20 protein-coding genes are annotated in these 22,309 nt (G+C 55.4%); 7 read left to right on the top strand and 13 right to left on the bottom strand.

The window, feature by feature from the left end:
- Nucleotides 1-509: 509 nt before the first annotated feature.
- Nucleotides 510-872 carry an Hpt domain-containing protein gene (locus tag ABJZ52_RS22820; protein ID WP_348186447.1) on the top strand — a complete coding sequence of 121 codons (363 nt, stop codon included), beginning with the start codon at nt 510-512 and terminating at the stop codon, nt 870-872.
- A 161-nt stretch (nt 873-1,033) separates the two neighbouring features.
- Nucleotides 1,034-1,354: a 2Fe-2S iron-sulfur cluster-binding protein gene (locus ABJZ52_RS22815; protein ID WP_348186445.1), complete on the top strand. Its 321-nt coding sequence runs from the start codon at nt 1,034-1,036 to the stop codon at nt 1,352-1,354.
- 127 nt (nt 1,355-1,481) lie between these two features.
- Here ABJZ52_RS22815 and ABJZ52_RS22810 read toward each other — a convergent pair whose 3' ends face one another.
- Nucleotides 1,482-2,708, bottom strand: coding sequence for an MFS transporter (locus ABJZ52_RS22810; RefSeq protein WP_348186443.1), 1,227 nt, complete (start codon nt 2,706-2,708; stop codon nt 1,482-1,484).
- A gap of 185 nt (nt 2,709-2,893) precedes the next feature.
- Here ABJZ52_RS22810 and ABJZ52_RS22805 point away from each other — a divergent pair, with 185 nt between their 5' ends.
- Nucleotides 2,894-3,640, top strand: coding sequence for a helix-turn-helix transcriptional regulator (locus ABJZ52_RS22805; RefSeq protein ID WP_348186441.1), 747 nt, complete (start codon nt 2,894-2,896; stop codon nt 3,638-3,640).
- An 81-nt stretch (nt 3,641-3,721) separates the two neighbouring features.
- Entirely contained in the window at nt 3,722-4,144 is a 423-nt protein-coding gene (locus tag ABJZ52_RS22800; RefSeq protein ID WP_348186439.1) for a universal stress protein, read from the top strand.
- 77 nt (nt 4,145-4,221) lie between these two features.
- Here ABJZ52_RS22800 and ABJZ52_RS22795 read toward each other — a convergent pair whose 3' ends face one another.
- The 6 genes from ABJZ52_RS22795 to ABJZ52_RS22770 all read right to left on the bottom strand — a co-directional run bounded on the left by ABJZ52_RS22795 (nt 4,222) and on the right by ABJZ52_RS22770 (nt 10,111).
- Nucleotides 4,222-5,397 carry a VWA domain-containing protein gene (locus ABJZ52_RS22795; protein ID WP_348186437.1) on the bottom strand — a complete coding sequence of 392 codons (1,176 nt, stop codon included), beginning with the start codon at nt 5,395-5,397 and terminating at the stop codon, nt 4,222-4,224.
- Between the two features lie 56 nt (nt 5,398-5,453).
- Nucleotides 5,454-6,521, bottom strand: a complete 1,068-nt coding sequence (locus tag ABJZ52_RS22790) for a TIGR01620 family protein (RefSeq protein ID WP_348186435.1) — start codon at nt 6,519-6,521, stop codon at nt 5,454-5,456.
- Nucleotides 6,518-7,996, bottom strand: coding sequence for a YcjX family protein (locus ABJZ52_RS22785; RefSeq protein ID WP_348186581.1), 1,479 nt, complete (start codon nt 7,994-7,996; stop codon nt 6,518-6,520). Before ABJZ52_RS22785 ends, ABJZ52_RS22790 begins: the two co-directional genes overlap by 4 nt.
- A gap of 51 nt (nt 7,997-8,047) precedes the next feature.
- Entirely contained in the window at nt 8,048-8,575 is a 528-nt protein-coding gene (locus ABJZ52_RS22780; protein WP_348186433.1) for a histidine phosphatase family protein, read from the bottom strand.
- A gap of 106 nt (nt 8,576-8,681) precedes the next feature.
- Nucleotides 8,682-9,236, bottom strand: coding sequence for a hypothetical protein (locus ABJZ52_RS22775; RefSeq protein ID WP_348186431.1), 555 nt, complete (start codon nt 9,234-9,236; stop codon nt 8,682-8,684).
- Nucleotides 9,237-9,265: 29 nt separating this feature from the next.
- Nucleotides 9,266-10,111 carry a MoxR family ATPase gene (locus ABJZ52_RS22770; RefSeq protein ID WP_348186579.1) on the bottom strand — a complete coding sequence of 282 codons (846 nt, stop codon included), beginning with the start codon at nt 10,109-10,111 and terminating at the stop codon, nt 9,266-9,268.
- A 308-nt stretch (nt 10,112-10,419) separates the two neighbouring features.
- Here ABJZ52_RS22770 and ABJZ52_RS22765 point away from each other — a divergent pair, with 308 nt between their 5' ends.
- The 3 genes from ABJZ52_RS22765 (at nt 10,420) to ABJZ52_RS22755 (ending at nt 15,269) form a co-directional block, all read left to right on the top strand.
- Nucleotides 10,420-11,802 (top strand): flagellar hook-basal body complex protein, encoded by a 1,383-nt coding sequence (locus ABJZ52_RS22765; RefSeq protein WP_348186429.1) that lies wholly within the window; start codon nt 10,420-10,422, stop codon nt 11,800-11,802.
- 73 nt (nt 11,803-11,875) lie between these two features.
- The gene (flgK, locus tag ABJZ52_RS22760) at nt 11,876-13,729 is read left to right on the top strand and encodes a flagellar hook-associated protein FlgK (RefSeq protein ID WP_348186427.1); all 1,854 of its coding nucleotides are present in this window, start codon (nt 11,876-11,878) and stop codon (nt 13,727-13,729) included.
- A 7-nt stretch (nt 13,730-13,736) separates the two neighbouring features.
- Complete coding sequence (locus tag ABJZ52_RS22755; protein ID WP_348186425.1) at nt 13,737-15,269, top strand: flagellar protein; 1,533 nt, start codon at nt 13,737-13,739, stop codon at nt 15,267-15,269.
- 95 nt (nt 15,270-15,364) lie between these two features.
- On the opposite strand, the gene flaF is transcribed toward ABJZ52_RS22755, so the two are convergent.
- From flaF to ABJZ52_RS22725, 6 genes are all read right to left on the bottom strand, one after another.
- Nucleotides 15,365-15,739, bottom strand: a complete 375-nt coding sequence (flaF, locus tag ABJZ52_RS22750; protein WP_348186423.1) for a flagellar biosynthesis regulator FlaF — start codon at nt 15,737-15,739, stop codon at nt 15,365-15,367.
- A complete protein-coding gene (flbT, locus tag ABJZ52_RS22745) occupies nt 15,621-16,115 on the bottom strand; it encodes a flagellar biosynthesis repressor FlbT (protein ID WP_348186421.1) in 495 nt (164 codons plus the stop codon). Before flbT ends, flaF begins: the two co-directional genes overlap by 119 nt.
- A 90-nt stretch (nt 16,116-16,205) precedes the next feature.
- Complete coding sequence (locus ABJZ52_RS22740) at nt 16,206-17,711, bottom strand: flagellin (RefSeq protein WP_348186419.1); 1,506 nt, start codon at nt 17,709-17,711, stop codon at nt 16,206-16,208.
- Nucleotides 17,712-17,998: 287 nt separating this feature from the next.
- Complete coding sequence (locus tag ABJZ52_RS22735) at nt 17,999-19,504, bottom strand: flagellin (RefSeq protein WP_348186417.1); 1,506 nt, start codon at nt 19,502-19,504, stop codon at nt 17,999-18,001.
- Between the two features lie 230 nt (nt 19,505-19,734).
- Entirely contained in the window at nt 19,735-20,862 is a 1,128-nt protein-coding gene (locus ABJZ52_RS22730) for a flagellin (RefSeq protein ID WP_348186415.1), read from the bottom strand.
- Nucleotides 20,863-21,050: 188 nt separating this feature from the next.
- Nucleotides 21,051-22,181 carry a flagellin gene (locus ABJZ52_RS22725; RefSeq protein WP_348186413.1) on the bottom strand — a complete coding sequence of 377 codons (1,131 nt, stop codon included), beginning with the start codon at nt 22,179-22,181 and terminating at the stop codon, nt 21,051-21,053.
- Nucleotides 22,182-22,309: the final 128 nt, after the last annotated feature.

The following is a 22,309-nucleotide window of genomic DNA, read 5'->3' as shown; positions in this document are numbered from 1 at the left end:
TACCAACCGCTGCGCAAAAGCGATGGTTGCAAAGAGGCCTCGATCAGGCAGGTGGAAAATTGCCTCTTTTTGACGATGAAGGGCGGCAAATTTCTGTGCGGACGATCCGCAGCTGTGTCGCCGCAGGATGGGCAGAGCCTTGGTTTTCCAATCCAATCAAGCCTGACTGGCTGGTCTGCAGGCTGACCGCCGCCGGTGCAAAGGCTGCAGGCTCGCCCAAGACCGCCAAGCGTTCTTAACCAAACTTTCGGCATGGCGAGCGCGGACTTTTGCCGGTCCGGCGCCAATCTTTTCCGTGGAGTGGCGGCCAATTGCTAAAATGCAGCTTTCTGCATTAACCATTAATTCATTTTATTGGGGACATCGCGCATTCGAAGGCGCAGCGTTGTCAGGGAGTTTTCCGTCTTAACGGCTCGTTTGTCCTTAAGGCGCACACTTCCATCTTCAGTATCGGTTCGCTGGGGGAGGCGGACCGCTCCTTGTCGCAGCTCATGCGGGGAATAGAAGAGATGGCAATTGCATCTTTGGCGCGGCCGGAAAGCCGCCCGGACACGACACCTCCGATCGATCTGGTCGCTCTGGCGGGCAACACACTTGGCAACCGGGATCTGGAACGTGAAGTTCTGCGCATGTTCAAGGCGCAATCGCGTTCCATGATGTCGCGGATCAGCAGTGAGATGACGCCTGCCTTGCGCAGTGACCTCATTCATACGTTGAAAGGATCTGCGCGGGCCGTTGGTGCACTGCAGGTCGCTCTCGTCTGTGAGGCGATCGAGGCGGAGCTGGCAGCAGACCATGATCCGACCCTGATCAGCCTCGACCAGGCAGTCGCTGACGCAAACAGCTACATCGAAGATCTTTTGGGCGGCTAAATAGCTCTCGTTCAAGACCTTTGACCAGCGTGATGAGCCCTTGTGAGCGCACCTGAAATGAGCGCCCTGCGGCTATTGTGCTCATTGTCTGTTCTTGACCTTTTGCGGGGAACCGTTATGTCGAAAGGACGTACTTCCTTTCATCTGATCAGACGCGGATCATGCCAAAAATAACCTTTGTTTCAGCCGACGGCACTCGGGCCGACGTGGATGCGCCAAGCGGCTCCACTGTCATGGAAAATGCCATCAAGAACATGATCCCCGGGATCGAGGCCGAATGCGGCGGAGCATGTGCCTGCGCGACCTGCCATGTCTATGTCGATGAAGCCTGGGCCGAGAAAGTCGGTCAGCCAGAGGCGATGGAAGAGGACATGCTGGACTTCGCCTATGATGTGAAGCCAACGTCCCGCCTGTCATGCCAGGTAAAGATCAGCGACGACCTGGACGGTTTGGTCGTTCATGTGCCGGAACGGCAGGCCTGATCTGATATTGCCGATCTGACGTTCAGCCGATGCGGGAGAGGTATTGGTGATTGTCAGTTGGTTTCGGACCACGGTTTTAAAAGCCCGCAGCGAGCATCGCGCGGGCTTTTTTGTTTGTGCCGGGCTGTCACTCGGCCGCTTGCGGCAGAGGCCGTCGATACCAGAAGTCCACTTCACGTCCCGCGTCCGGATTGGATGGAATCAGACTTGATAGGATCAGGCTGATGACCGCCATGCCGGCGCCGGCGAGGAAAACGGCCGCGGGCGAGACCAGCCAGACGAGGCCGAAGATGACCGGGATGGCCACGGCGGCGATGTGGTTGATGGTGAAGGCAACACCTGCGGTTGGCGCGATATCTGCCGGGTCTGCGATCTTTTGGAAGTATGTCTTGATCGCAATGGCAATGGCGAAAAAGGCATGGTCAATCACGTAGAGACTGGCTGCTACCGTCGCATTGGTCACAAAGGCATAGCTGACAAAGACGATGATCAGGCCGACATATTCGACGATCAGGGCCTTGCGTTCGCCGAAACGGACAATGAGGCTGCCGATCTTTGGCGCCAGGATCATGTTGAAGGCGCCATTGAGCAGGAACAGTCCGGCGACTTCGTGAACGTGATAGTCGAAACGCTCTACCATCAAAAAACCTGCAAAGACCGTGAAGATCTGACGCCGAGCGCCAGCCATAAAGGTCAGCGCGTAGTAGAGCCAGTAGCGCTTTCTCAAGATGAGTTTCTTGTGCTGGGGGACGCCCTCCCGGAAGTTCGGGAAAGCGAAGATCACGAAGGCCAGAACGGCGATTGTCAGACTGCCGGCAATCAGGAAGACGGTTGTGAACGAAAGGTCAAAGGTTTTCCAACCTGCGAAAATGAGACCGTAGGCGATAAGCTGTGCAAAGGCGCCGACCGAGATGATCTTGCCCATGGAGGCGGCGGCCGTGGCTTTGGGCAGCCACTGCAGGGACAGGGACTGGTTCATGGTCTCGTAGTAGTGGAAGCCGACCGACATCACGAAGGTCGTGATGTAGAATCCCATTGCCGTTGGGAAATAGCCTGTCGCAGCAACGCCAATCCCAAGCAGAGCCAGAGAGATATAGGCGAGTGTCTGCTCACGCATGACAAGAAGGAAATAGATCGCGGCAAAGCTCAGGAAACCCGGAATTTCGCGGATTGACTGCTGGATGCCGATTTCCCGTCCGGTGAAGGAAAGTTCCTGAACCGCGAAATTGTTCATCAGGTTCCACCACGCAGCAAATGAGAGCTGCATGGCACCGGCCATGATCATCAGCAGCACCGCGGGCGAACGCCAGCCGGTCTGGGTCGCTGGATTGGCGCTGTGAGTGAAGTAACTCATCGGGTTGATGCTCCAGGGGGAGGCGACGGTGGTCTCAGACGCCGAGAGACCACGAAGCCACAAGAAAAGTTGGCCCCTTCTAGCGCACTCGTATTCTTGCGTGTTAGCGTTGTTTTGTCAGGAATTGTCTTTCACACGCCAATTTTAGGGCCGCCGTCATGGTTATCCATCCGGATTTGTTTGAGATGCCTGGCAGAACGTCTGGCCATGTCATGACCGGTTTTGCGCGCACGCAGGTTCGTGGCACGGAAAATCACTGGCACTCCCACGAAGAGGGGCAATTGTTCCACGTTGTCCATGGCGCTGCGGCGGTGGACACGGAGCTCGGGACCTTTCATGCTCCTCCGGAGCGGGCACTCTGGATCCCTCCCAAGGTGGCGCACCATGCCCGTTATCTGTCGGAGACGGAAATCCGGTTTCTATATGTTTCGCAGGAGGCTTCCAGCACTTTGCCGGGTAGGCCACAAGTCATTCAAGTGACTCAGTTGCTGCGTGAGCTGATCCTGGAGTTCATGTCTTTTGGACGTGATGAGACGCAGGAGGGACCGGCTGCCCGCATCGCCGCTGTCATTCTGGATCAGCTTAAGGTCTTGCCGGCGGCGCCGCTCCAGTTGCCGATGCCAACGGAAACACGTCTCAGGGCAGTTTGTGATCGGATTGTTCGCTGTCCGGCTGATATCCCGCCGTTGACGGTGGCAGCCGAGGCCTGCGCCACATCTGTCAGATCCTTTGAACGGCGGATGAAATCGGAAACCGGTCTCAGCTATCGCACATGGTGCAGGCAGGTGAAGCTTTTCCGGGCACTGGAAATGCTTTCGGAAGGGGCGGGTGTCTCAGAGGTGTCGCACCGGCTTGGCTACGAGGGGCCAAGTGCATTTGTTGCAACCTTCAAGAAGGCCTTCGGCGTGACGCCAGGACGATATTTTACCTGAGCACCAGCCAATTGATTTGGCTCATGGCAGGTCGTTTCCCTTGAGGCCAGCATCGGCTGCGAAACGAACAAGGAGCGACACATGTTCAAGAAAATACTGGTGCCGATCGATCCCGCCGAACCTGCCTTTGCCGAACCTGCCGTCGAAAAGGCTGTCCGATTTGCCAGGGATTATGGCGCAAAAATTCATCTCGTTGCGGTCTGTCCCGAGGTGCAGACCTTTGTCGCAAGCCAGCTGCCGGAAGGTTTTCAGGACCGCGAATTCACGGAAACGCGGAACAACCTGGATGCAATTGCAGCCAAGTTGGAACTCGCTGGCGACGTGATCGACAGTCAGGTCCGTGTCGGCTCGGTCTACCATGAAGTTCTGGAAGAGGCTGAGAGTTCAGGCTGCGACCTGATTCTGATGACCAGCCACAAGCCGGGGCTGTCGACCTATTTCATTGGTTCGAACGCAGCCCACATTGTGCGCCATGCACCTTGTGCCGTCATGGTTCTGCGCTGATGCAGCAGTTCTAGAATTGATGCATGAACTCCCGGCCTGAGGCTCAGGCCGGGATTTGCATTCATGGCCGTCCGCGGCTAGCGGGCCAGCTCCTTCATGGCCTCGCTCAATCCCTCGACAGTCAGAGGGAACATGCGCTTTTCCATGAGCTCGTTCATCATCTTGATGGAGTGGCTGTAGCCCCAATGCTCCGGTCGGACTGGATTGAGCCAAACGGCGCTCTTGTAGAGGCTTGTGACGCGTTCAATCCAGGCGGAGCCCGGTTCCTCATTCCAATGCTCGACGGACCCGCCGGCATAGGCGATCTCATAGGGGCTCATCGAGGCGTCGCCGACGAAGATGACCTTGTAGTCGGCGGGGTATTTATGCAGCACGTCCATGGTGTCGATGCGTTCGGCGTGGCGGCGGCGGTTTTCCTTCCAGACATATTCGTAAAGGCAGTTGTGGAAATAGAAGTGCTCCATGACCTTGAATTCGGTGCGAGCCGCTGAGAACAGCTCTTCGCAAACCCGGATGTGGTCGTCCATGGAGCCGCCGATGTCGAAGAACAGCAGGACTTTGACCGCATTGCGCCGCTCGGGTCGCATCTTTACATCGAGCATGCCCTTGTGCGCTGTTGCGCGGATGGTGTCATCCAGGTCCAGTTCTTCGGCAGCGCCGGTGCGAGCGAAATTGCGCAGGCGCTTCAGCGCGACCTGAATGTTGCGCGTGCCGAGCGCGAGGGTGTCGTCGAGGTCCTTGAACTCGCGCTTGTCCCATACCTTTACCGCCCGCCGGTACCGGCTCTCCTTCTGGCCGATGCGTATGCCTTCGGGATTGTAACCATAGGCACCGAAGGGCGAGGTGCCCGCCGTTCCGATCCACTTGTTGCCGCCCTGGTGGCGCTTTTCCTGTTCCTTCAGACGTTCGCGCAGCGTTTCCATCAGCTTTTCGAAACCGCCCATGGCTTCAATCTGCGCCTTTTCCTCATCGCTCAGGTGTTTTTCGGCGAGCTTGCGAAGCCAGTCTTCCGGGATGTCACCAGCGGGTGCCTCACTGAGAAGATCGAGGCCTTTGAAGACATGGCCGAAGACCCGGTCAAACCGATCCAGATTGCTCTCGTCTTTCACCAGGACTGTGCGGGCGAGATAATAAAAGTCCTCTACCCGTCGCTCAGCCAGGTCCTGTTCCAGTGCTTCCATGAGCGCAAGATACTCGCGCAGGGAGACGGGAATGCCGGCAGATTTCAGCTCGGTGAAGAATGTGATGAACATGAATGGGAAGGTAGCGAGACGAAGATGGAGTGTCGAGAGGACAGTTTTCGCCCTGCCTACTTGGCCATGTCCTCTTTTTCCGCCCGCTGAACCAGTTCGCCCATGAAGTCAGTCACGCTCGGTCCCTTGGTTGCGACAAAAGGAGCTGGACGGCAGACGGCGATGGCGGCGATGCCGATGCGCGCCGTGAGAAGGCCGTTGATGACACCTTCACCAAGGCGGGCTGACAGACGCGCCGCCAAGCCGTGGCCCAGCACCTGTGATGTCAGGCTGTCTCCAGCTGCCATCCCGCCGGTCAGCGCAAGGTGGGTGACAACCTGGCGGGTGAGGCGAAAGAAGCCGAGGGTGCCCGGACGACCGCCATAGAGAGCCGACAGGCGGCGTATGGTGCGGATGTTCTCGAAAAGCACCGCGAGAAGATCGACAAGTGCCCGGGGGCTGACCGCGGTGACCACGGACACTCGCTTGGCGCTGTTCATGACAATGCGGCGTGCTTCCAGATCGAGGGGGGCGAGCAGATCGCGCTCGGCGAGGATCACCAGATCCCGGCCATCGATCACTTCGCGCATGTGACCGGCGAGTGCCCTGCGGCCGCGGGCGGTTTCAGGTCGGCCTTCGTAAAGGGCGATCAGGTCCTTGAGACCAGCTTGGGCAGCCTTGGCATCATCTGCCTCTGCCGCATCCGTGAGAGCGTCGCGCAAGTGATCGATCTTGCCGACCCGCAAGATGCCAAGAAACTCTCTCAGGGCGAGACCAAGGAGCCCGAGGACGGCGACGGCCGCGAGGCCGGTCGCAGTCCAGCCCAGCCAGTCTGTGCGGGCGAACAGGTCACGGATCAGATTGTCTATGGCGAGGCCAACTGAAAGGCTGACAAGGCCACCCAATCCGATCGCGATCCACTTGCCGAATGAGAAGCTCTTGGAGGGTTTGCTCGTCTCAGCGGGCAGGCGCGGAATGGTCTCGTCATCGGCTGCCATGGAGATCAGAGCTTCTGCGCTCAGAACCTCATCGGGATCTTCGTCAGCGTAGCGAACACGCTCGTCATCCAGAGAAAAGGCAGCTGGCTTTCTTGCCGGGCGGGACGGGGAGTTGGAGGCCCGCTGGTCATTGGGATGGTCGGTCATCGTAGACGATCTCCGATCAGAAATTCGATGGCCCGGTCGAGGCGGATGTGGGGCAGCGAGAGCTTCATGCCTTCGGCTGTGCGGTCCAGACGTGGTGGGCGAAACCTGAGGAATTGAAGTGAAGAATCAACTTCAACTGAGTTTGGAGATATTGATTCAACTGTCTGAAAGACTGATTCAGGATCTTCGGGCAAGTCCCCGGGAAACATGGCGATTTCCGACTTTCCGTCATATCGCGTACCGTCTACGCCTTCGCCTGGGAGTGGCGTTCCCAAGATAGCGGGCAGCTCCTGGCCGCCATGTTTGACTGTGGCTTCGCGGGTCGCGCGCACGGCGGCCAGCGCAAGGACATCCACTTCTGCGCCCTTGTACTGTGCGTGCTCCATGCCCTTTGCAACGAGCTTTCTCAGGATTGCCTCCAGCCGGTCGTGGTCTTCCCTGTGCAGGTGATCGGCCTTTGTTGCTGCGAAGAGGATCCTGTCGATCCGGCGACTTACAATCGACGCCAGCCAGGACTTTCTTCCCGGCCGAAATGAGGTCATGACTTCGCCCAACGCGACCTGAAGATCAGTCAATGCATCTGGGCCGGCATTCAGCGCATGGAGGACATCGACCAGAACGATCTGGCGATCAAGCCGTGCAAAATGATCTCTGAAGAAGGGGCGAATAACATGGGTCTTATAGGCCTCATATCGACGCTCCATCATGGCTCTGAAGGTGCCTGTGCGGGCGGGGGCAGCATCGAACGGAATGTCGAGCGGCGCGAATGTCAGCGCAGGAGAGCCGTCCAGGTCACCGGGCATGAGGAACCGGCCGGGCGGCAACATGGACAGTGCATGACTATCCTGTCGGCAGGCCGCCAGGTAGGTCTTGAAGGTTTCTGAAAGTGCTTGGGCACTTGTTTCGGTTTCCGGCCCATCCGGATCGATGCCGGATAGCTCGGCCAGGAATGGCGCGGCGATTTCGCCACGGTTAGCTGCGCGTGCGCGCTTGAGTGCCTCGACGGAAAACTCCGCATAGGAGCGCTTCAACAGCGGTAGGTCCAGGAGCCATTCACCGGGGTAGTCGATCAGATCTATGTTAAGTTTGCCGGGGCCGAGCCTGCGCGCCAGGTAGGATGCGCTTTCGTATTCAATAGTCAGTCGAAGTTCCGAGACCTGGCGTGTCGACTGGGGCCAGAGGCGTTCTTCAAGCAGCGCCGCAACATGAGACTCATAGTCGAACCTTGGAACAGCATCGTCAGGTTGGGGCTGGAGAAACGCGCGTGTAAGCCTGCCCCCGGCGGCGGCATTGAACACAGGCAGGCGTCCGCCATGAATGAGATTGTGAACCAATGCCGTGATGAACACGGTTTTGCCTGCGCGCGCCAGGCCTGTGACGCCAAGACGAAGGTTCGGGACGGCGAGATCGCTTGCCGTGTCGGCTAGGTTGGCGAGCGTCAGCCGGGCTTCGTCAGCAATATCAAGTATTCTAATCAAGCGTTGATCTCCTGACGCTCATGTAGGGAGTACACCCCAAATTAGCAATCAAGAGGTTTCCGCTTGCAGGCTGCGTGGCTTGATGAATTGCTCCAGCCGAGCGGTTCCAATTTCCAGAGACGTCCAGTCAGTTACGGGGCAATTGTAGACCGTCAGGGCTCCGGAGGGATACTTCAACTCCATATCCGCCTTTAGGGCGTTGTCGCCTTTGGCAAACAACGCATGGGCGGTCTGTTCCGTTGCCGGGTTGTGGCCAATGACCATCAAGCTTCCAGCGTTCCCGCCCCTGGCCCGGATGATCGGAAGATAGCTGTCCTCGCTTTCGTCATAGAGAGAGTTCAGGAGGCGAATCTCAGTCTGACGACGAAGATGGGGCAGAAGCTTGGCGAGGGTTTCGCGGGTTCTTTGGGATGAAGAGCAGAGGATGAGATCCGGCTGAAGCTGGTTCTTCTCCATATAGGCGCCCATGGTGCGGGCAGCTCCCCGGCCCCGGCTGCTGAGGGGACGGTCAAAATCCTTCAGTTCAGGATTTCCCCAATCGGATTTCGCATGGCGGAGCAGGAAAAGTTGCAGCACGGGAACTCCGATCGTCTCTCAAGGGCCCTGGAACAAAATCGCCACATCATTGAAGTGGGTCAGATCAACAAAGACACATGTTTTTTGGGCAGAGCCCTCGAAAGCCTCAGTTTTGTCGATTGAGGATTTCCGTGAAGGCATCGATTGCCGGGCCGACGTCGCCCTCCTGTGTTGGCAGGGCATAGGCCATCCAAAGGGTGAAATCAGCATTTCTGCCGGAAAACCGCCAAAGGGTTTCGCATAGGGTCGTTGGTGTCCAGTCCCGGGTCTTGAAGGAAATGCCGCCAGCAGCGACGCCCGACAGAGAGACCTGAGTAAAACCCGACGCTTTATAGGCTCTTAGGAAATCGGCGGCAGAACTGGCACCGGTGCCCGACAGATGCTGGCGCAAAATTGCCCGGAACCCGTCTCTGCCCGAATAGACGCAGCCTGCCATTCTATCTGCATCTGCGGCCAGAACCTTGGTGCGAAAAAGGCTGCCGACCATGTCCGGGCAGCGCAGGCCATTGAAATGGCGCATGCCCAGGACATCGCTGACCCAGCCCACTTGTTGTTGGGTGTCCGGGGTTTGGGCCTTCGCAGGAACGACCGCGAACAGGCAGGACAGGTACAAAATGAGAGTGCGCCAAGGGAGGCTGTCGAAGGAACTGCCTTTGCTCATCTGCCGATCTCCGATCCCAGAATCGAACGTTATTGTCGTTCACGGCGTGTCATGAAGGCAAGTCTCTCAAACAGATGGACGTCCTGTTCGTTTTTCAACAACGCGCCATGCAGAGGTGGGATCAGATTCTTCTTGTCGTCCATGCGCAGTGTCTGGGCATCCACATCCTCGTTCACGAGCAGCTTGATCCAGTCGATCAGTTCTGACGTCGAGGGCTTTTTCTTGAGACCTGGAACATCGCGTACTTCATAGAAGAGGTTCAGGGCTTCTGATAGCAGGCGCTGTTTGAGCCCGGGAAAGTGAACCTCCACGATCTCGGCCATCGTTTCCTTGTCGGGAAATTTGATGAAGTGAAAGAAACAGCGGCGCAGGAATGCATCCGGCAGGTCCTTTTCGTTGTTTGAGGTGATGATCACGACCGGACGCCTGATCGCCTTGACGGTCTCACCTGTCTCGTAAACGTGGAACTGCATCCGATCGAGTTCCAGCAACAGGTCGTTGGGGAATTCAATGTCGGCCTTGTCGATTTCGTCGATCAGCAGGACAGGGCGCTCCGGTGCCGTGAAGGCTTCCCAGAGTTTGCCTTTGCGAATGTAATTGTTGATGTCCTTGACCCGCTCGTCGCCAAGCTGGCTGTCACGCAGGCGAGACACCGCATCATATTCATAAAGGCCCTGCTGTGCCTTGGTCGTGGATTTTACATGCCACTCGATCAGGGGTGCTTTCAGCGCGGCGGCAATCTGCTCGGCGAGGATGGTCTTGCCGGTTCCCGGTTCGCCCTTGACCAAAAGAGGCCGCTCGAGAGCGACGGCCGCATTGACGGCAATCCTGAGATCTTCGGTGGCAATATAGTCCTCGGTGCCTTCAAAGCGCATGTGAGCATCCATTCCTTCTTCTTTGCGTGGACCTTAGGGGCGGGCGTTCTGCGGTGCAAGAAGGTCGTAGCGGCGAAGGTTCGGGCGCTGATTTGACCCTGGAGGGGATCGGATTTGCCTGATGTGGCAGGAATCTTTTGCCTGCTGGTCTCTTTCTGCCGCGCTTGCTCTTCCGTCTATTTCTATAGATAAAATATAAGTCATTGAAAGATATGGATAAAAAACTTCGCCTGGCAGTTGGCATGTCCCTTGCGATCTCTCCAGCAATCAATTTGTGGGCGTCTGCCCGGACCTGAAGAGGAAGTAACATGGGTATTTACGGGGCTATTAACTCGGCGGTTTCCGGCCTGGCGGCTCAGGCAACCGCTCTTGAGAATATTTCCGGTAACGTCGCAAACTCGCAGACGACCGGTTACAAGCGGTTGGATACGACCTTCTCCGATCTGGTGTCCGGCGGAGGTGCTGTGCAAGCGGATCAGGTCTCTGGAACCACTTACTCAACCTCGCGCGCAACGAACACCGTGCAGGGTGATATTTCTGCCAATGATGTAGACACCTATATGGCGGTCAATGGTGAGGGCTACTTTGTTGTCACCTCTGCCGGCGATGTCGTTGATGGTCAAACCACATTCGCCGACACTAATTACTATACGCGCGCTGGCGATTTCGAGATCGACGAAGATGGCTTCATGGTGAATAGCTCAGGCTACTACCTGATGGGCTTTGAGCTGGATGCAGATACGGGCAATGCGGTTGGTGATACCCCGGGCGTCATTGAAATTGATGATCAGCCGATCCCGGCCGAGGCGACTACCTTGATCGATTATCAGGCGAACCTCCCAACTGTTCCTGAGACGAACGACTACGATGGATCCGATCCTGCGACCGCGTTGCTCGATACTGGGACCGTCGGTACTGGGGATGTGACTGCAGCTAACGAAGATGCATTCCTTGACGGAACCATTTCCGGTGGGTCGACCACGATCTACAATGAGAATGGTACAGCTCTTAATGTGGAGGTGCGTTGGGGTAAAACGGTTAATGCGGACGCGGGTGTTCCTGTAGAAGATACTTGGAACTACTACGTTAGTAGTGGCGGAAATGACCCAGCTTGGCTTCAGGTCGGCCAAGTTACCTTTGACGGTTCAGGAGATATGTCCGGTCTCACAGCAGGCTCAATCGGTACGGTCAACGCGACCTCTGACGGATTTGATATTGCAAGTTTGACGGTTGGCGACGTGACAACCTCCAACGTTGAAGTGGCATTCTCGAGCGGTTCGCTCACCCAATATTCTGATCCAAATGGTGTGGCGAGCTCCGTAACGCTTGATCAGGATGGGTATGCTGCTGGAGAGATCGTAGGCATTTCCATTGATGAGTCCGGGCGTATCAACGCAAGCTATTCCAATAGCCAAACGCGCAGTCTTTACGAGATCCCGCTCGCGACATTCGATGCCGAACAAGCGCTCGAGCGTGTTAATGGTGCTGCCTTTGCCGCGACACCAACATCAGGTGAACCTGATCTCACCGCTGGCGGCTCGATTATCTCGAACGCGCTTGAACTTTCCAATGCCGATATCGCATCTGAGTTCTCTAAGCTGATCGTGACCCAGCAGGCCTATTCCGCGAACTCCAAGATCGTAACTTCTGCGGATGAAATGCTCGACAGCGCTCTGAATATGGTTCGGTAACCCATTTCAAATCGGCGGAGCCAGCCGCTCCGCCGAACTTCCTTGATGGTTTAAGAGTGTAGGAGGCAAAGCCATGGGACTGACATCCGCTCTGAACACGGCTCTTTTCGGCCTTACCTACAATCAAAAGCAGATAGATGTTACCGCGTCGAACATCGCCAACGCCGACACCGCTGGCTACTCAACCAAGTCCGTCGAGGCCAATGTTTTCTTCGATGGGCAGGGCAATGTATCGGGGATTTTGTCGAGCGAAGTGAAGCGCTCGGTGGATGAGAGCATCCAGTCCTCTTACTTTGCATCACTTTCCGAGACCAACTATGCGTCTCAGATCTCGACGTTCACCACGCGCCTGGATGATCTGTTCGGCACAATCGACGACGGTTCCGGCCTCAATGCTTTGATGACGGACTTCTCTTCAGCATTGTCATCTCTGGTAAATGATCCGAGCAGTTATGCTGCTCAGCAGGAGGTTGTCGCCGCAGCAGACAATCTCGCGCGTCAGCTCAACAGTTCCTACGAGTCGATCAACGAGCTTAGGGAGAACGCTGACACCCTGCTTATCGGTCAGACCGAGGATGTCAACGAGCTCCTTCAGAGCATTCAGGATATTGACGAGAAGATCCAGGAGGCGAGGGTTGCCAACAACTCGGTGGCGGACCTTTTGGACCAACGCGACCGCTACGTCGAACAGCTTTCCGGTTATCTCGATATTGAGGTGACCGAAGAAAGCAATGGAATGCTGCAGATCAAGTCCCACACCGGACAGCAGCTTCTGGCGAACAACCAGGCTTCAGTTCTGTCTTTCTCGCCGACCAACTACTTTCAGCCTGGTGAGCCGGGCAACACCGTTCTGGTCACCACGCCCGGCGGCACCACGTTCGATCTTATCTCTGGTTCGGAATCAGGGTCACTGGTTGCGCTTGCCGAGGTTCGGGACGAGGTGTTGGTTCAGGCGCAAAGTCAGCTGGACACCATTGCAGCTGAACTGTCTCTCGCCATGTCGAACGTTCCTGTTGAAGGCGTTGAGACCACCGTCGGTGCCGATGAAGGGTTCGTGCTGGATGTCTCTGCTCTTCAGGCGGGAAATACGGTTTCCCTGACCTATAAGGACTCTGCCGGGGATACCCAGAACGTTACGTTTGTCGCAGTAGACGATGCGACGCTTCTGCCATTGGATGACAGCGCGACAGCGCGGGCCGATGACACGGTTTATGGCATCGACATCTCGAGTGGGACACCGGCAACCTATGTGACGCAGATGATTGCGGCTTTGGCTGCCACAGATCTCCAGGTATCTGACGATGGCTCAGGAAACCTGCAGGTCCTGGGAGATGTCGGGGCTCCGGCTTCGGTCTCAAGCTTGACTGCGAGCGTGACGCCGACTGCAGATACGGATCAGGGGCTGGGACTTTCGATCTTTGTTGACCAAAGAGATGGCAAGGAACTCTTTACCGATGCCCTGGAAGACGGTGGGCAACGTGTTGGTTTCGCTCAATCCATCGCGGTGAACTCGTCTCTCACGACGGATAGTTCGCTGTTGGTCTACTACGAGACAACACCGGAAACGAATTCACCCAACGATTCCTCGCGGGCAGAATATCTGCTTGAGCAACTGACTCAAGCGGGAACGACGTTTGATCCGGATGCAGGCATTGGCAATGCAGCGACGCCTTATGAAGGAACGCTGATGACCTATGTGAACCAGGTGGTTGCCTATCAGGGCAACCAGGCAAGCGATGCGGCGACTTATGCTCAGGCCAAAGAAACCCTGACGACAAATCTCGCGGTTCGCTACGAGGAAAGCTACTCGGTCAATGTCGATTCGGAGATGGCGTTTCTGATCGAGTTGGAAAATGCTTATTCGGCCAACGCAAGAGTTATGCAGGCCGTGAATGAGCTCTTCGACGTCCTTCTGAATACAGTGTAGGTGCAATATGGCCGTTGATACGATTTCCACATCCCGGTCCTATATGACCAAACAGGTCACGAGCCTGAGCAAAACGCTGACGGAAAAGACCACTCAGCTTGCAACCGGCAAGGTTTCGACAACCTTTGGGGGGATCGGTAACAACCGCCTGCTCGATCTGGAACTTACGCAGAAGGTCGGACAGATCGACTCCTATAAAGAGACCATTGTCAGCGCGAGCCTCCATATCGAGACATTGAACCTGACGCTCGAACGTCTGGAAGAGATACGCCGGGATGCGAAATCGGCTCTCGATCCCAATGAATTCGTTCTGCAGTCCGATGGGCAGACGCAATCCCAGGCCACTGCCGAGGTGCTGCTTTTTGAAGTCGCCAACCTGTTGAACACGGAAGTTGCAGGTCATTACCTATACGGCGGCAGCGATGCCTACTCCAACCCGGTGGCGGCCATTCAGGACATTCTGGAAGGTGCTGATGGGCTCGACGGTCTCAAGACGGTGATGGATGAATTTTCGCAGGCCAATCTAGGGGTCAATGAAAACGGCCGTCTAGATATCTCGGCATTGACGACAAACTACGCAGCTGGTGTGCCAACGGATTCGACCTTCACGATTTCGGAAGACGGTGCACACGACTTCGGCTTTGACATCTCCACAGTCACGTCAAGCTTGAGCAACGTTGCGATCACCGGCCCAGGCGGTGGAGATCCTGACACCTTCGATGTTCAATTTACCGGACAGCCGACATTGGGCGAGACGATTGCCGTCGAATTCACCTTGCCACCAGACCACACCGATACCTTCACGATCGAGCTCGAAGCGACATCTACTGGCGGTGAGGGCGCCTTTGCCATCGGCGCAGATCTGGAGGAAACGGCGGAGAACCTTCGGACAGCAATTTCCGAGGCGCTTGAAGAAGAAGCACAAACAAACCTCAAGGCCTTGTCGGACGATTGGGCGGCCGACAATTTCTTCGATACCTTTGGTGGCGTAGAGCCCATGCGGATCGATGGTCCGCCATATGATACGGCCACAGCCCTGACGGCGGGCGGTTCCACGACAGTCGCTTGGTACACCGGCGAAAATTCGGCAACGACGAATGCGCGCGAAGACAAGAGCGCCGTTATCGATACAAATTTAACGGTCAACTATGGTGCGCGCGCGAATGAGCAGGGGCTGACGGACTTGATGAAGGCGCTTGCGACCTTTGTAAGCGCGGATTTCTCTGCAGGAACGGACAATGACAAACTGTATCACTCCGCACTCGCAACAGAGCTGCGCGCGGTTTTGGAGCCGGATACTGCGGATCAGTCCGGAATCGTTGATATTTCGACGGAAATTTCCATCGCTCATCGTGCGGTCGAGAGCGCGGATGATCGGCATGACCAGATGAGGTCCAGCTACCTGACGACGATCGGTGAGATTGAAGGTGTCGACAACGAGCTTCTGGCAGCGGAAATCCTTCAGCTTCAGACCAACATAGAGGCGTCCTACAGGGCGTCGTCGATCGTTTATAATCTGAGCATCGTCGACTACCTCTAAGGCCTTGGCAGGAAGCCTGTAGTCGAATTCGCAAATGAAAAAGACCGGCATCTTCCAAGAAGGTGCCGGTCTTTTTGTCATCTAGCGGTTTGTTCCTACTCGGCCTGTGCCCGAAGACCTTCCGCTATGTTGCGGTTTATGGAAATCAGAGTGCCCAGCTTTTCCGGAACGGGTTCGATCATTATCGCCATTGTGTGTTTGAACACAAACACGCCAAGAGATGCCAAATTGTTCTTGATATCCTGGGGTAGCTGGCTCTCGGCACTCGTGGCTGAGGTTACCAGGATTGTCCATAGCTTCCTGTTGTAGGCGAGCGCCTCGTCCTTTTCGGCGAAGGAGCTTTCTTCCCATTCATCCTTGATCAACTGAAGTCGCGCTGCCGCCTTCATCAGAAGGGTTGCTTCCAGCTCCCTCGGTGACACTGCCACCTGACTCGTCTTCTGGTAAGCCTGCGCTGCCTGTTTGTACATGGCCGATCAGCGTCCTCTCGTACTCGATGAGCTTACGTGCTTCTTTCAGGGCTTTATAAAAGGCACCGGTTATTATCGAGTTACTAATTCGCGTGACGTATGGAATTGTACTCGGTGCAGCCTTTACGATATCATTTACAAGAGTGAAGTAGTTGTCCTGAATTCTGTCCACTTCACTTGAAAGATACATCAGCTGGACGGCCAGATAGACGCGTTTTGCAGGTGTATCCGCTGTGGCTGGCGTGAGAATGTCCTTCTCACGCAAGATTGGCGCCTGGCCTTCGATAAACAGACGGGTTCTTTGATTGTCATTGGTGATGATTGAATCGCCGATGATAATCCGCTCACCCGGTTTAAGCTCGACCTTGAGCGCCATTCCTTGACCTCCACCTCAAAAGTATCCGGGAGCAACATTGCGCAACAGTTAACGCGCAGACCAGAAACCTTAACGAATTTTCTGCTGTTTTTAACCGAAAAGACTAAGCACGCTCTGTTCGGCCTGGTTCGCGAGAGAGAGCGCGGTCGAAGACAGCTGTTGACGTGTCTGAAGGGCAAGCATGTTGGCGCCTTCTTCGTTCATGTCAGCGATTGTCAGCGCGCCGGCTCCGACCTCAAGCGTATTGATAAGCTCTTCGGTGAAACTCGTCCTGATCTCGACGGTGGACAGGCTCGTTCCAAGCTCTCCGGCCGCAGAGCGCAGTTCATCCAGGGCCGAGTTAATCGCCTGCAGAACACGCTCGATGTCGGTGTCGTCCTTGAAGCCGGAGTCGGTGGCTGTCAGGTTGACGGTACCGTCCGTCGTCGCGAATTCATCGATGTTGAAGTCTTGGTTGCTGCTCGTGATCGACCATGAAACATCGCCTTCCATGGAAATGCTGCCGGATGCAAAATTCGCATCGAGACCCTTGACTGACTTGATCAGGCTGACGAGGTCGCTGACAGTTGTGTCGTCATCGATCTCGATGGAAGCCGCTTCGAAACCATTTCCATCGGTAATGTAGAGAACATCGTCAACTTCAAAACCACCGGAAGACGTCAAAGTAGCGGCAGCTGTCATGACCGAGGTTGTAAGAGTGGTCGTGCCGGCGCCTACGCCGCCGTTGGTCGCGGTGCCGCCAGACGTTGCGTCCTTGGAAATTGAAAGTGTGTTTGCTGGGTTAAGGCCAGAGTCTATCGTAATTTGATCAGTGGTTTCATCGAAAGACGCCTTAATGCCCTGAACGCCGTTGAGAGCATTGACGTAATCTTGAACCGTCTCGATTTCACCTGCGCCTGATCCAACGGTGAATGTAGTGGTGGTGGTACCATCCGAGACAGATATGATATTGCCATCAACCCAGTCTGTCAGATCGGAAAGCTTCGAAGACGCCTGGAGCCCCGTCAAATCGAGAGTTGTTGACCCGCTTGCAACCGTAAAGGACGAGGTCGCGCCAGCACCGTTCTCGAGATCTGAAAGCGCTAGGCCCGTCGAAAGCGTGGTGTCGGTGAAATCTACCGGATCAACTGTGAGGTTTGAGGTGCTGTCTTCATTGAAGATCACCTGGAGTTCATTGCCAAGACCAGCGAGAAGGTTCTTGCCCTTGTAATCGGAGTCACGTGCGAGATCCTCGATTTGCTCGAGAATGTCGTTGTATTGCTCGGTGTAGGTCTTGCGCTGGTATTCGCTTTGGGTCTGAAGCGCCTGGTTGGCGATTGCCTTGGCGGACTCAACAAGCCTTGTGATGCCGGTGAGGCCGTCATCTGCGGCGCGGATCGTTTGGACTGCCTGGCCCATATTATCGAGGAGATTGGAAAGGTCGCTCGCTCGGTCATTCAAGCCGGACGCTGTAAAGAACGAATTTGGGTTGTCTAGCGCGGAATTGACTTTCAATCCGGTTGCCAGCCGGTTTTGCGTCGTCGATTGCAGCTTGGCCGTGCTTTTCAAGGAGAGCAAGTTTTCCCGAACGGCACTAGAAAGGACAATATCGCTCATTTGGGGTCACCACATCATTTACAGGCGCCTTAGTCGAAAGGCTTACGTTTCCAATACCTTCGGCTGAAGGTGATTGGAGCGAAGTGTAAATGGAAAGTTAACCGCCAGTGCACCTGTTAATGGTTTGGTAGGAGGAGTTACCAAAAACTTTCTTTTAACTATCTGGAAATAAAGGGAAAAATTTGAAGCTAATTTGGGCTCTTAGGCGAAAAACGCCGAAAACGGCGAGGCAAGGCCCCGCCGTTTCCGATTGTCAGCTTGTGAGTCGTGCTTTCGCCTGATTCTTCTTAGAAGAGGGAAAGTACCGTCTGATCCGCCTGAGAAGCGAAGGAGAGGGACGTTGAGGCGAGCTGCTGGCGTGTCTGAAGAGCCAGAAGGTTCGCGCCTTCTTCGTTGGTGTCGGCCAGGGTCAGTAACCCCGCACCTTCAACCAGCGTGTTGACCATCGACTTGGTGTAGTCCTGCCGAATTTCCACGGTCGAGAGATTGGTACCAAATTCGGATGCTTGAGAACGCAGGTTTTCAAGCGCATTGTTCAGCTTGTCGACGACGCGGTTGATGTCGTTGTCAGTTGCGAACCCGCTGTCAGTTAGAGCTGCGATGGTGACACCATCAGTATCTGCAGTAAATGCGGATGCGTTGAAGTCAGCGTTGTCGCTCGTGAGATACAAGTCAGTTTCACTCAGCAGTGCCAGTTTGCCGGTGGTCGTATTAAAGGTGGCGCTTACACCAGCGAAATCGTCGATGAAATTGGTCAGATCATCGATGCTCGTGTCTTCTTCAATTTCGAGTGAACCCAGTTCGAAATTGTTACCGTCAGTTAGTGTGAGCGTGTCTCCGACCTTATAGGAGCCCGAATCCGACAAATTGGTGGTCAATGCCGTAAACTTGGTTGCATTGAGCGTTGACAGGGTAGCGGTGCCGGAGCCGGTTCCAGCGCCGTCATTGCGCAAGCTCAGGTCGTCGTTTGAGACAATTGTCAGCGTGCCGGTTGCCTCATCAAATTCGGCGCTCACGCCGGCCGTATCCTCAATTTGGTTGATGAGGTCCTGTACCGTCGTATCCGAGGCTACGGTTACCGTAGATCCTGAAATTTGGGCAGAAGCCGTTGTCCCGTCGTGGAGGCTGATGTTGTTGCCGACGTTGAAGGCTGTAGAGTCGCTCAAAAGAGAGCTTGAATTCAGCGTTGTTGTGCCGTCGGTGAGAACAAATGTAGCTTCGCCGCCTTCGAGCTGGAAAGAGGTTGCGCCGCCTTGACCTTCGACGAGATCAGACAAGTTAAGGCCGGTTGACAAGGCTGCGTCTGTGTAATCAACGGCGCCGATTTTCAATTTCGAGGTTGCGTCCTCATTGAAGATCGTTGTGAGATCGTTGCCGTCGCCGGCAAGAAGGTTCTTGCCTTTATAGGAAGAGTCCTTGGCAACGTCTTCAATCTGCTCGAGCAGATTGTTGTACTGGGCAGCGAATTTTGCGCGCTCGTACTGGCTCTGGGTCTGAAGCGCCTGATTGGCTTTCGCCTTGGCGGATTCGACCAGGTCGGTGATTGTCGAAATACCTTCGTCAGCTGCCTTGATCGTCTGCAGCGACTGCCCCATGTCTTCCAGAAGATTGCTGAGGTCACTCGCGCGGGAATTTAGACCCGATGCGGTGAAGAAGGAATTTGGATTGTCGAGAGCCGAGTTCACCTTCAGGCCGGTTGCCAGCTTGTTCTGGACACCGGACATCATGTCCGCGGTTGACTGAAGTGTGAGGAGGTTCTGCCGTACTCCGGCGGAGAGGGTGATATCGTCCACTTGTGTTCCCTTTCCTGGGTCCCAAAATTTGATCCGCTCGTCCTGAGCGGCTTGACTAGGATCATCTTCTGTTAACCCTAATCAATGGTTAATCAGTCGCACTTTTAGGGTTAATGACTGGTTAACGTCTTGGGCGGGATAGCTTTTCGTGGGGAAAGGGGGCTTCGCCAAGGCAAAAAAAACGGCGGGCCGCTTGGGCCCGCCGTTCACGTCGTTGATGTCTGAGTGTCTTAGAAGAGACGCAGAACGTTCTGGTCTGCCTGGGATGCCAGAGACAGGGAGGTTGAAGCGAGGGATTGCTGGGTCTGAAGAGCCAACAGGTTCGCGCCTTCCTCGTTGGTGTCTGCCAGCGTCAGCATGCCAGCACCTTCTTCCAACGTGTTGATGATGTCGTTGGTGAAGCTCTGACGGCTTTCCACGATCGACAGGTTGGTACCGAATGTGGATGCCTGCGAGCGCAGGGTGTCCTGAGCGCCTTTCAGTTTGGAAAGCGCTGCGTCGATATCTGAATCCGTCGCAAAGCCGGAATCGGTGCCGTCAGTCGTGAAATCAGCAGGCGTCGTATCCGAAGATGCTGTTGTCAGCTTGAAGTCTGATGTCACAGTCAGTGTGTTGGAGGCGAAAGCAGCGCTTGCGCCGTCAACATCGTCATAAAGATCTTCCAGATCACCGATCGTGGTGTCGGCCTCGATCTCCAGGGACGCGACTTCGGTACCGTTGGCATCGGTGAGGGTGATCACGTCACCGGTGGAGAAGTTTGCCGTGGAGTCCAGCGTGGTTCCGGCAGTTCCAGTGACGGCGAGTGTCGCTGTCCCGCTGGTCGCCTCTGTCAGATCCGACAGGTTCAGGCCAGTGGAAGATGACGCATCAGTATAGTCAACGGCAGAGATGCTCAGGCTGGAAGAGCCATCTTCGTTGAAGGTCACCGAGAGATCGTTGCCGGTGCCGCCAAGGAGGTTCTTGCCCTTGTAGCCACTGTCTTTTGCAATGTCTTCAATCTGCGTCAGGAGCTCATTGTACTCTGAGGCATATTGAGCGCGCTCGGATTGGCTGGATGTTTGAGCAGCCTGGTTCGCCTTCGCTTTTGCTGCATCAACCAGATCAGAGATCGCTGTGATCCCCTTGTCCGCCGCCTGCAGCGTCTGGACCGACTGGCCCATGTCGTCAAGCAGGGAGGAGAGATCGCTTGCGCGGTTTTCCAGGCCCTTTGCGGTGAAGAAAGAGTTCGGGTTGTCGAGAGCCGAGTTGACCTTCTTGCCCGTTGAGAGTTTTTCCTGAACCGAGCTCATGAGGTCGGAAGTGGCCTGCAGTGCATTGAGGTTCGAGCGAACGGCACTGGAGAGAGTGATATCGGCCATGTTTATTCCTTTCTAGGACTAAGCTTTAACAACGACCCTTCCTGGGTCTCGCGTTCTAGAAATGGTTTGTTCAGGAAAACGTTGTGTGAAGAAACGTGGTTAGCGTCAGTTAACCTTAACAATCTGTTTCAATTAAAGAAAACGGCGGGTGAGTGCCCGCCGTTCTAGTTCTCGACGTCTTGCGTTTCTTAGAAGAGACGCAGAACGTTCTGGTCGGCCTGAGCAGCCAGAGACAGGGACGTTGAGGCGAGGGATTGCTGGGTCTGAAGAGCCAGCAGGTTCGCGCCTTCTTCGTTTGTGTCAGCCAATGTCAGTTTGCCAGCACCTTCTTCCAAAGTGTTGATCATGGAATTGGTGAAATCCTGACGGTTCTGAACGATGGACAGGTTGGTACCGAATGTGGACGCCTGCGAGCGCAGGGTGTCCTGAGCGCTTTTCAGTTTGGAAAGCGCTGCATCGATATCAGTGTCTGACGCAAAGCCAGAATCTGTTCCGTTCGTCGTGAAGTCAGCAGGTGTTGCATCCGATGAGGACGTGGTCAGCTGGAATTCAGACGTAACTGTCAGGGTGTTTGAGGCAAACTCGGCACTCGCGCCGTCTACATCATCGTAGAGAGCTTCCAGATCGGAGATGGTGGTGTCATCTTCGATTTCCAGGGACGCAACTTCAGTGCCATTGGCATCGGTGAGGGTGATCACGTCGCCAGTCGCGAAGTTGGCCGTGGAGTCCAGAGTGGTTCCGGCAGTGCCGGTAACAGCGAGTGTTGCTGTGCCGCTTGAGGAGGTCGCAAGATCAGACAGGTTAAGCCCTGTGGAGCTAGAGCTGTCTGTGTAGTCGACCGACGAAATTCCCAGGCTGGAAGAGCCGTCTTCGTTGAAGGTCACGGAGAGATCGTTACCGGTACCACCGAGAAGGTTCTTGCCCTTGTAACCGCTGTCCTTTGCGATGTCTTCAATCTGCGTCAGAAGTTCATTGTACTCTTCGGCATACTGAGAACGTTCGGTCTGGCTAGAGGTCTGGGACGCCTGGTTTGCTTTCGCCTTGGCTGCATCGACGAGGTCGCTGATCGCCTCGATACCTTTGTCGGCGGCCTTCAACGTCTGAACGGACTGACCCATGTCATCCAAAAGGGAAGACAGGTCATTTGCACGATTTTCCAGTCCCTTCGCAGTAAAGAAGGAATTTGGATTGTCGAGTGCCGAATTGACCTTTTTGCCGGTGGAGAGTTTCTCCTGAACCGAGGTCATCATGTTTGAAGTTGCCTGGAGGGCATTGAGGTTTGAGCGAACCGCGCTCGAAAGATTGATGCTATCAGCCATTTTCTGATCCTTTCTAGGATTACGCGATACGGAACCCTTCCTGGGTTCGACGCGGAAAAAATGGCATCTCCAATCGTAAACAGACGTTAAGAAACATGGTTAGCAACAATCTAACCTTAAGTATAAGT

The organism is Roseibium sp. (assembly GCF_039982295.1).
Classification (GTDB): domain Bacteria; phylum Pseudomonadota; class Alphaproteobacteria; order Rhizobiales; family Stappiaceae; genus Roseibium.
The sequence above is the reverse complement of the archived record's forward strand: the minus strand, read 5'-3'. Positions and strand labels throughout refer to the sequence as shown.

Excerpts from the sequence above, each read along its gene's own strand:
- ABJZ52_RS22740 (WP_348186419.1), bottom strand. The coding sequence starts at position 17,711 with ATGAGCGATATTGTCCTTTCTAGTGCCGTTCGGGAAAACTTGCTCTCC.
- ABJZ52_RS22805 (WP_348186441.1), top strand. The coding sequence starts at position 2,894 with ATGCCTGGCAGAACGTCTGGCCATGTCATGACCGGTTTTGCGCGCACG.
- ABJZ52_RS22820 (WP_348186447.1), top strand. The coding sequence starts at position 510 with ATGGCAATTGCATCTTTGGCGCGGCCGGAAAGCCGCCCGGACACGACA.
- ABJZ52_RS22765 (WP_348186429.1), top strand. The coding sequence starts at position 10,420 with ATGGGTATTTACGGGGCTATTAACTCGGCGGTTTCCGGCCTGGCGGCT.
- ABJZ52_RS22755 (WP_348186425.1), top strand. The coding sequence starts at position 13,737 with ATGGCCGTTGATACGATTTCCACATCCCGGTCCTATATGACCAAACAG.
- flgK (WP_348186427.1), top strand. The coding sequence starts at position 11,876 with ATGGGACTGACATCCGCTCTGAACACGGCTCTTTTCGGCCTTACCTAC.
- ABJZ52_RS22800 (WP_348186439.1), top strand. The coding sequence starts at position 3,722 with ATGTTCAAGAAAATACTGGTGCCGATCGATCCCGCCGAACCTGCCTTT.
- ABJZ52_RS22790 (WP_348186435.1), bottom strand. The coding sequence starts at position 6,521 with ATGACCGACCATCCCAATGACCAGCGGGCCTCCAACTCCCCGTCCCGC.
- ABJZ52_RS22725 (WP_348186413.1), bottom strand. The coding sequence starts at position 22,181 with ATGGCTGATAGCATCAATCTTTCGAGCGCGGTTCGCTCAAACCTCAAT.
- ABJZ52_RS22730 (WP_348186415.1), bottom strand. The coding sequence starts at position 20,862 with ATGGCCGATATCACTCTCTCCAGTGCCGTTCGCTCGAACCTCAATGCA.
- ABJZ52_RS22775 (WP_348186431.1), bottom strand. The coding sequence starts at position 9,236 with ATGAGCAAAGGCAGTTCCTTCGACAGCCTCCCTTGGCGCACTCTCATT.
- ABJZ52_RS22770 (WP_348186579.1), bottom strand. The coding sequence starts at position 10,111 with ATGCGCTTTGAAGGCACCGAGGACTATATTGCCACCGAAGATCTCAGG.
- flaF (WP_348186423.1), bottom strand. The coding sequence starts at position 15,739 with ATGTACAAACAGGCAGCGCAGGCTTACCAGAAGACGAGTCAGGTGGCA.
- ABJZ52_RS22810 (WP_348186443.1), bottom strand. The coding sequence starts at position 2,708 with ATGAGTTACTTCACTCACAGCGCCAATCCAGCGACCCAGACCGGCTGG.
- flbT (WP_348186421.1), bottom strand. The coding sequence starts at position 16,115 with ATGGCGCTCAAGGTCGAGCTTAAACCGGGTGAGCGGATTATCATCGGC.
- ABJZ52_RS22815 (WP_348186445.1), top strand. The coding sequence starts at position 1,034 with ATGCCAAAAATAACCTTTGTTTCAGCCGACGGCACTCGGGCCGACGTG.
- ABJZ52_RS22795 (WP_348186437.1), bottom strand. The coding sequence starts at position 5,397 with ATGTTCATCACATTCTTCACCGAGCTGAAATCTGCCGGCATTCCCGTC.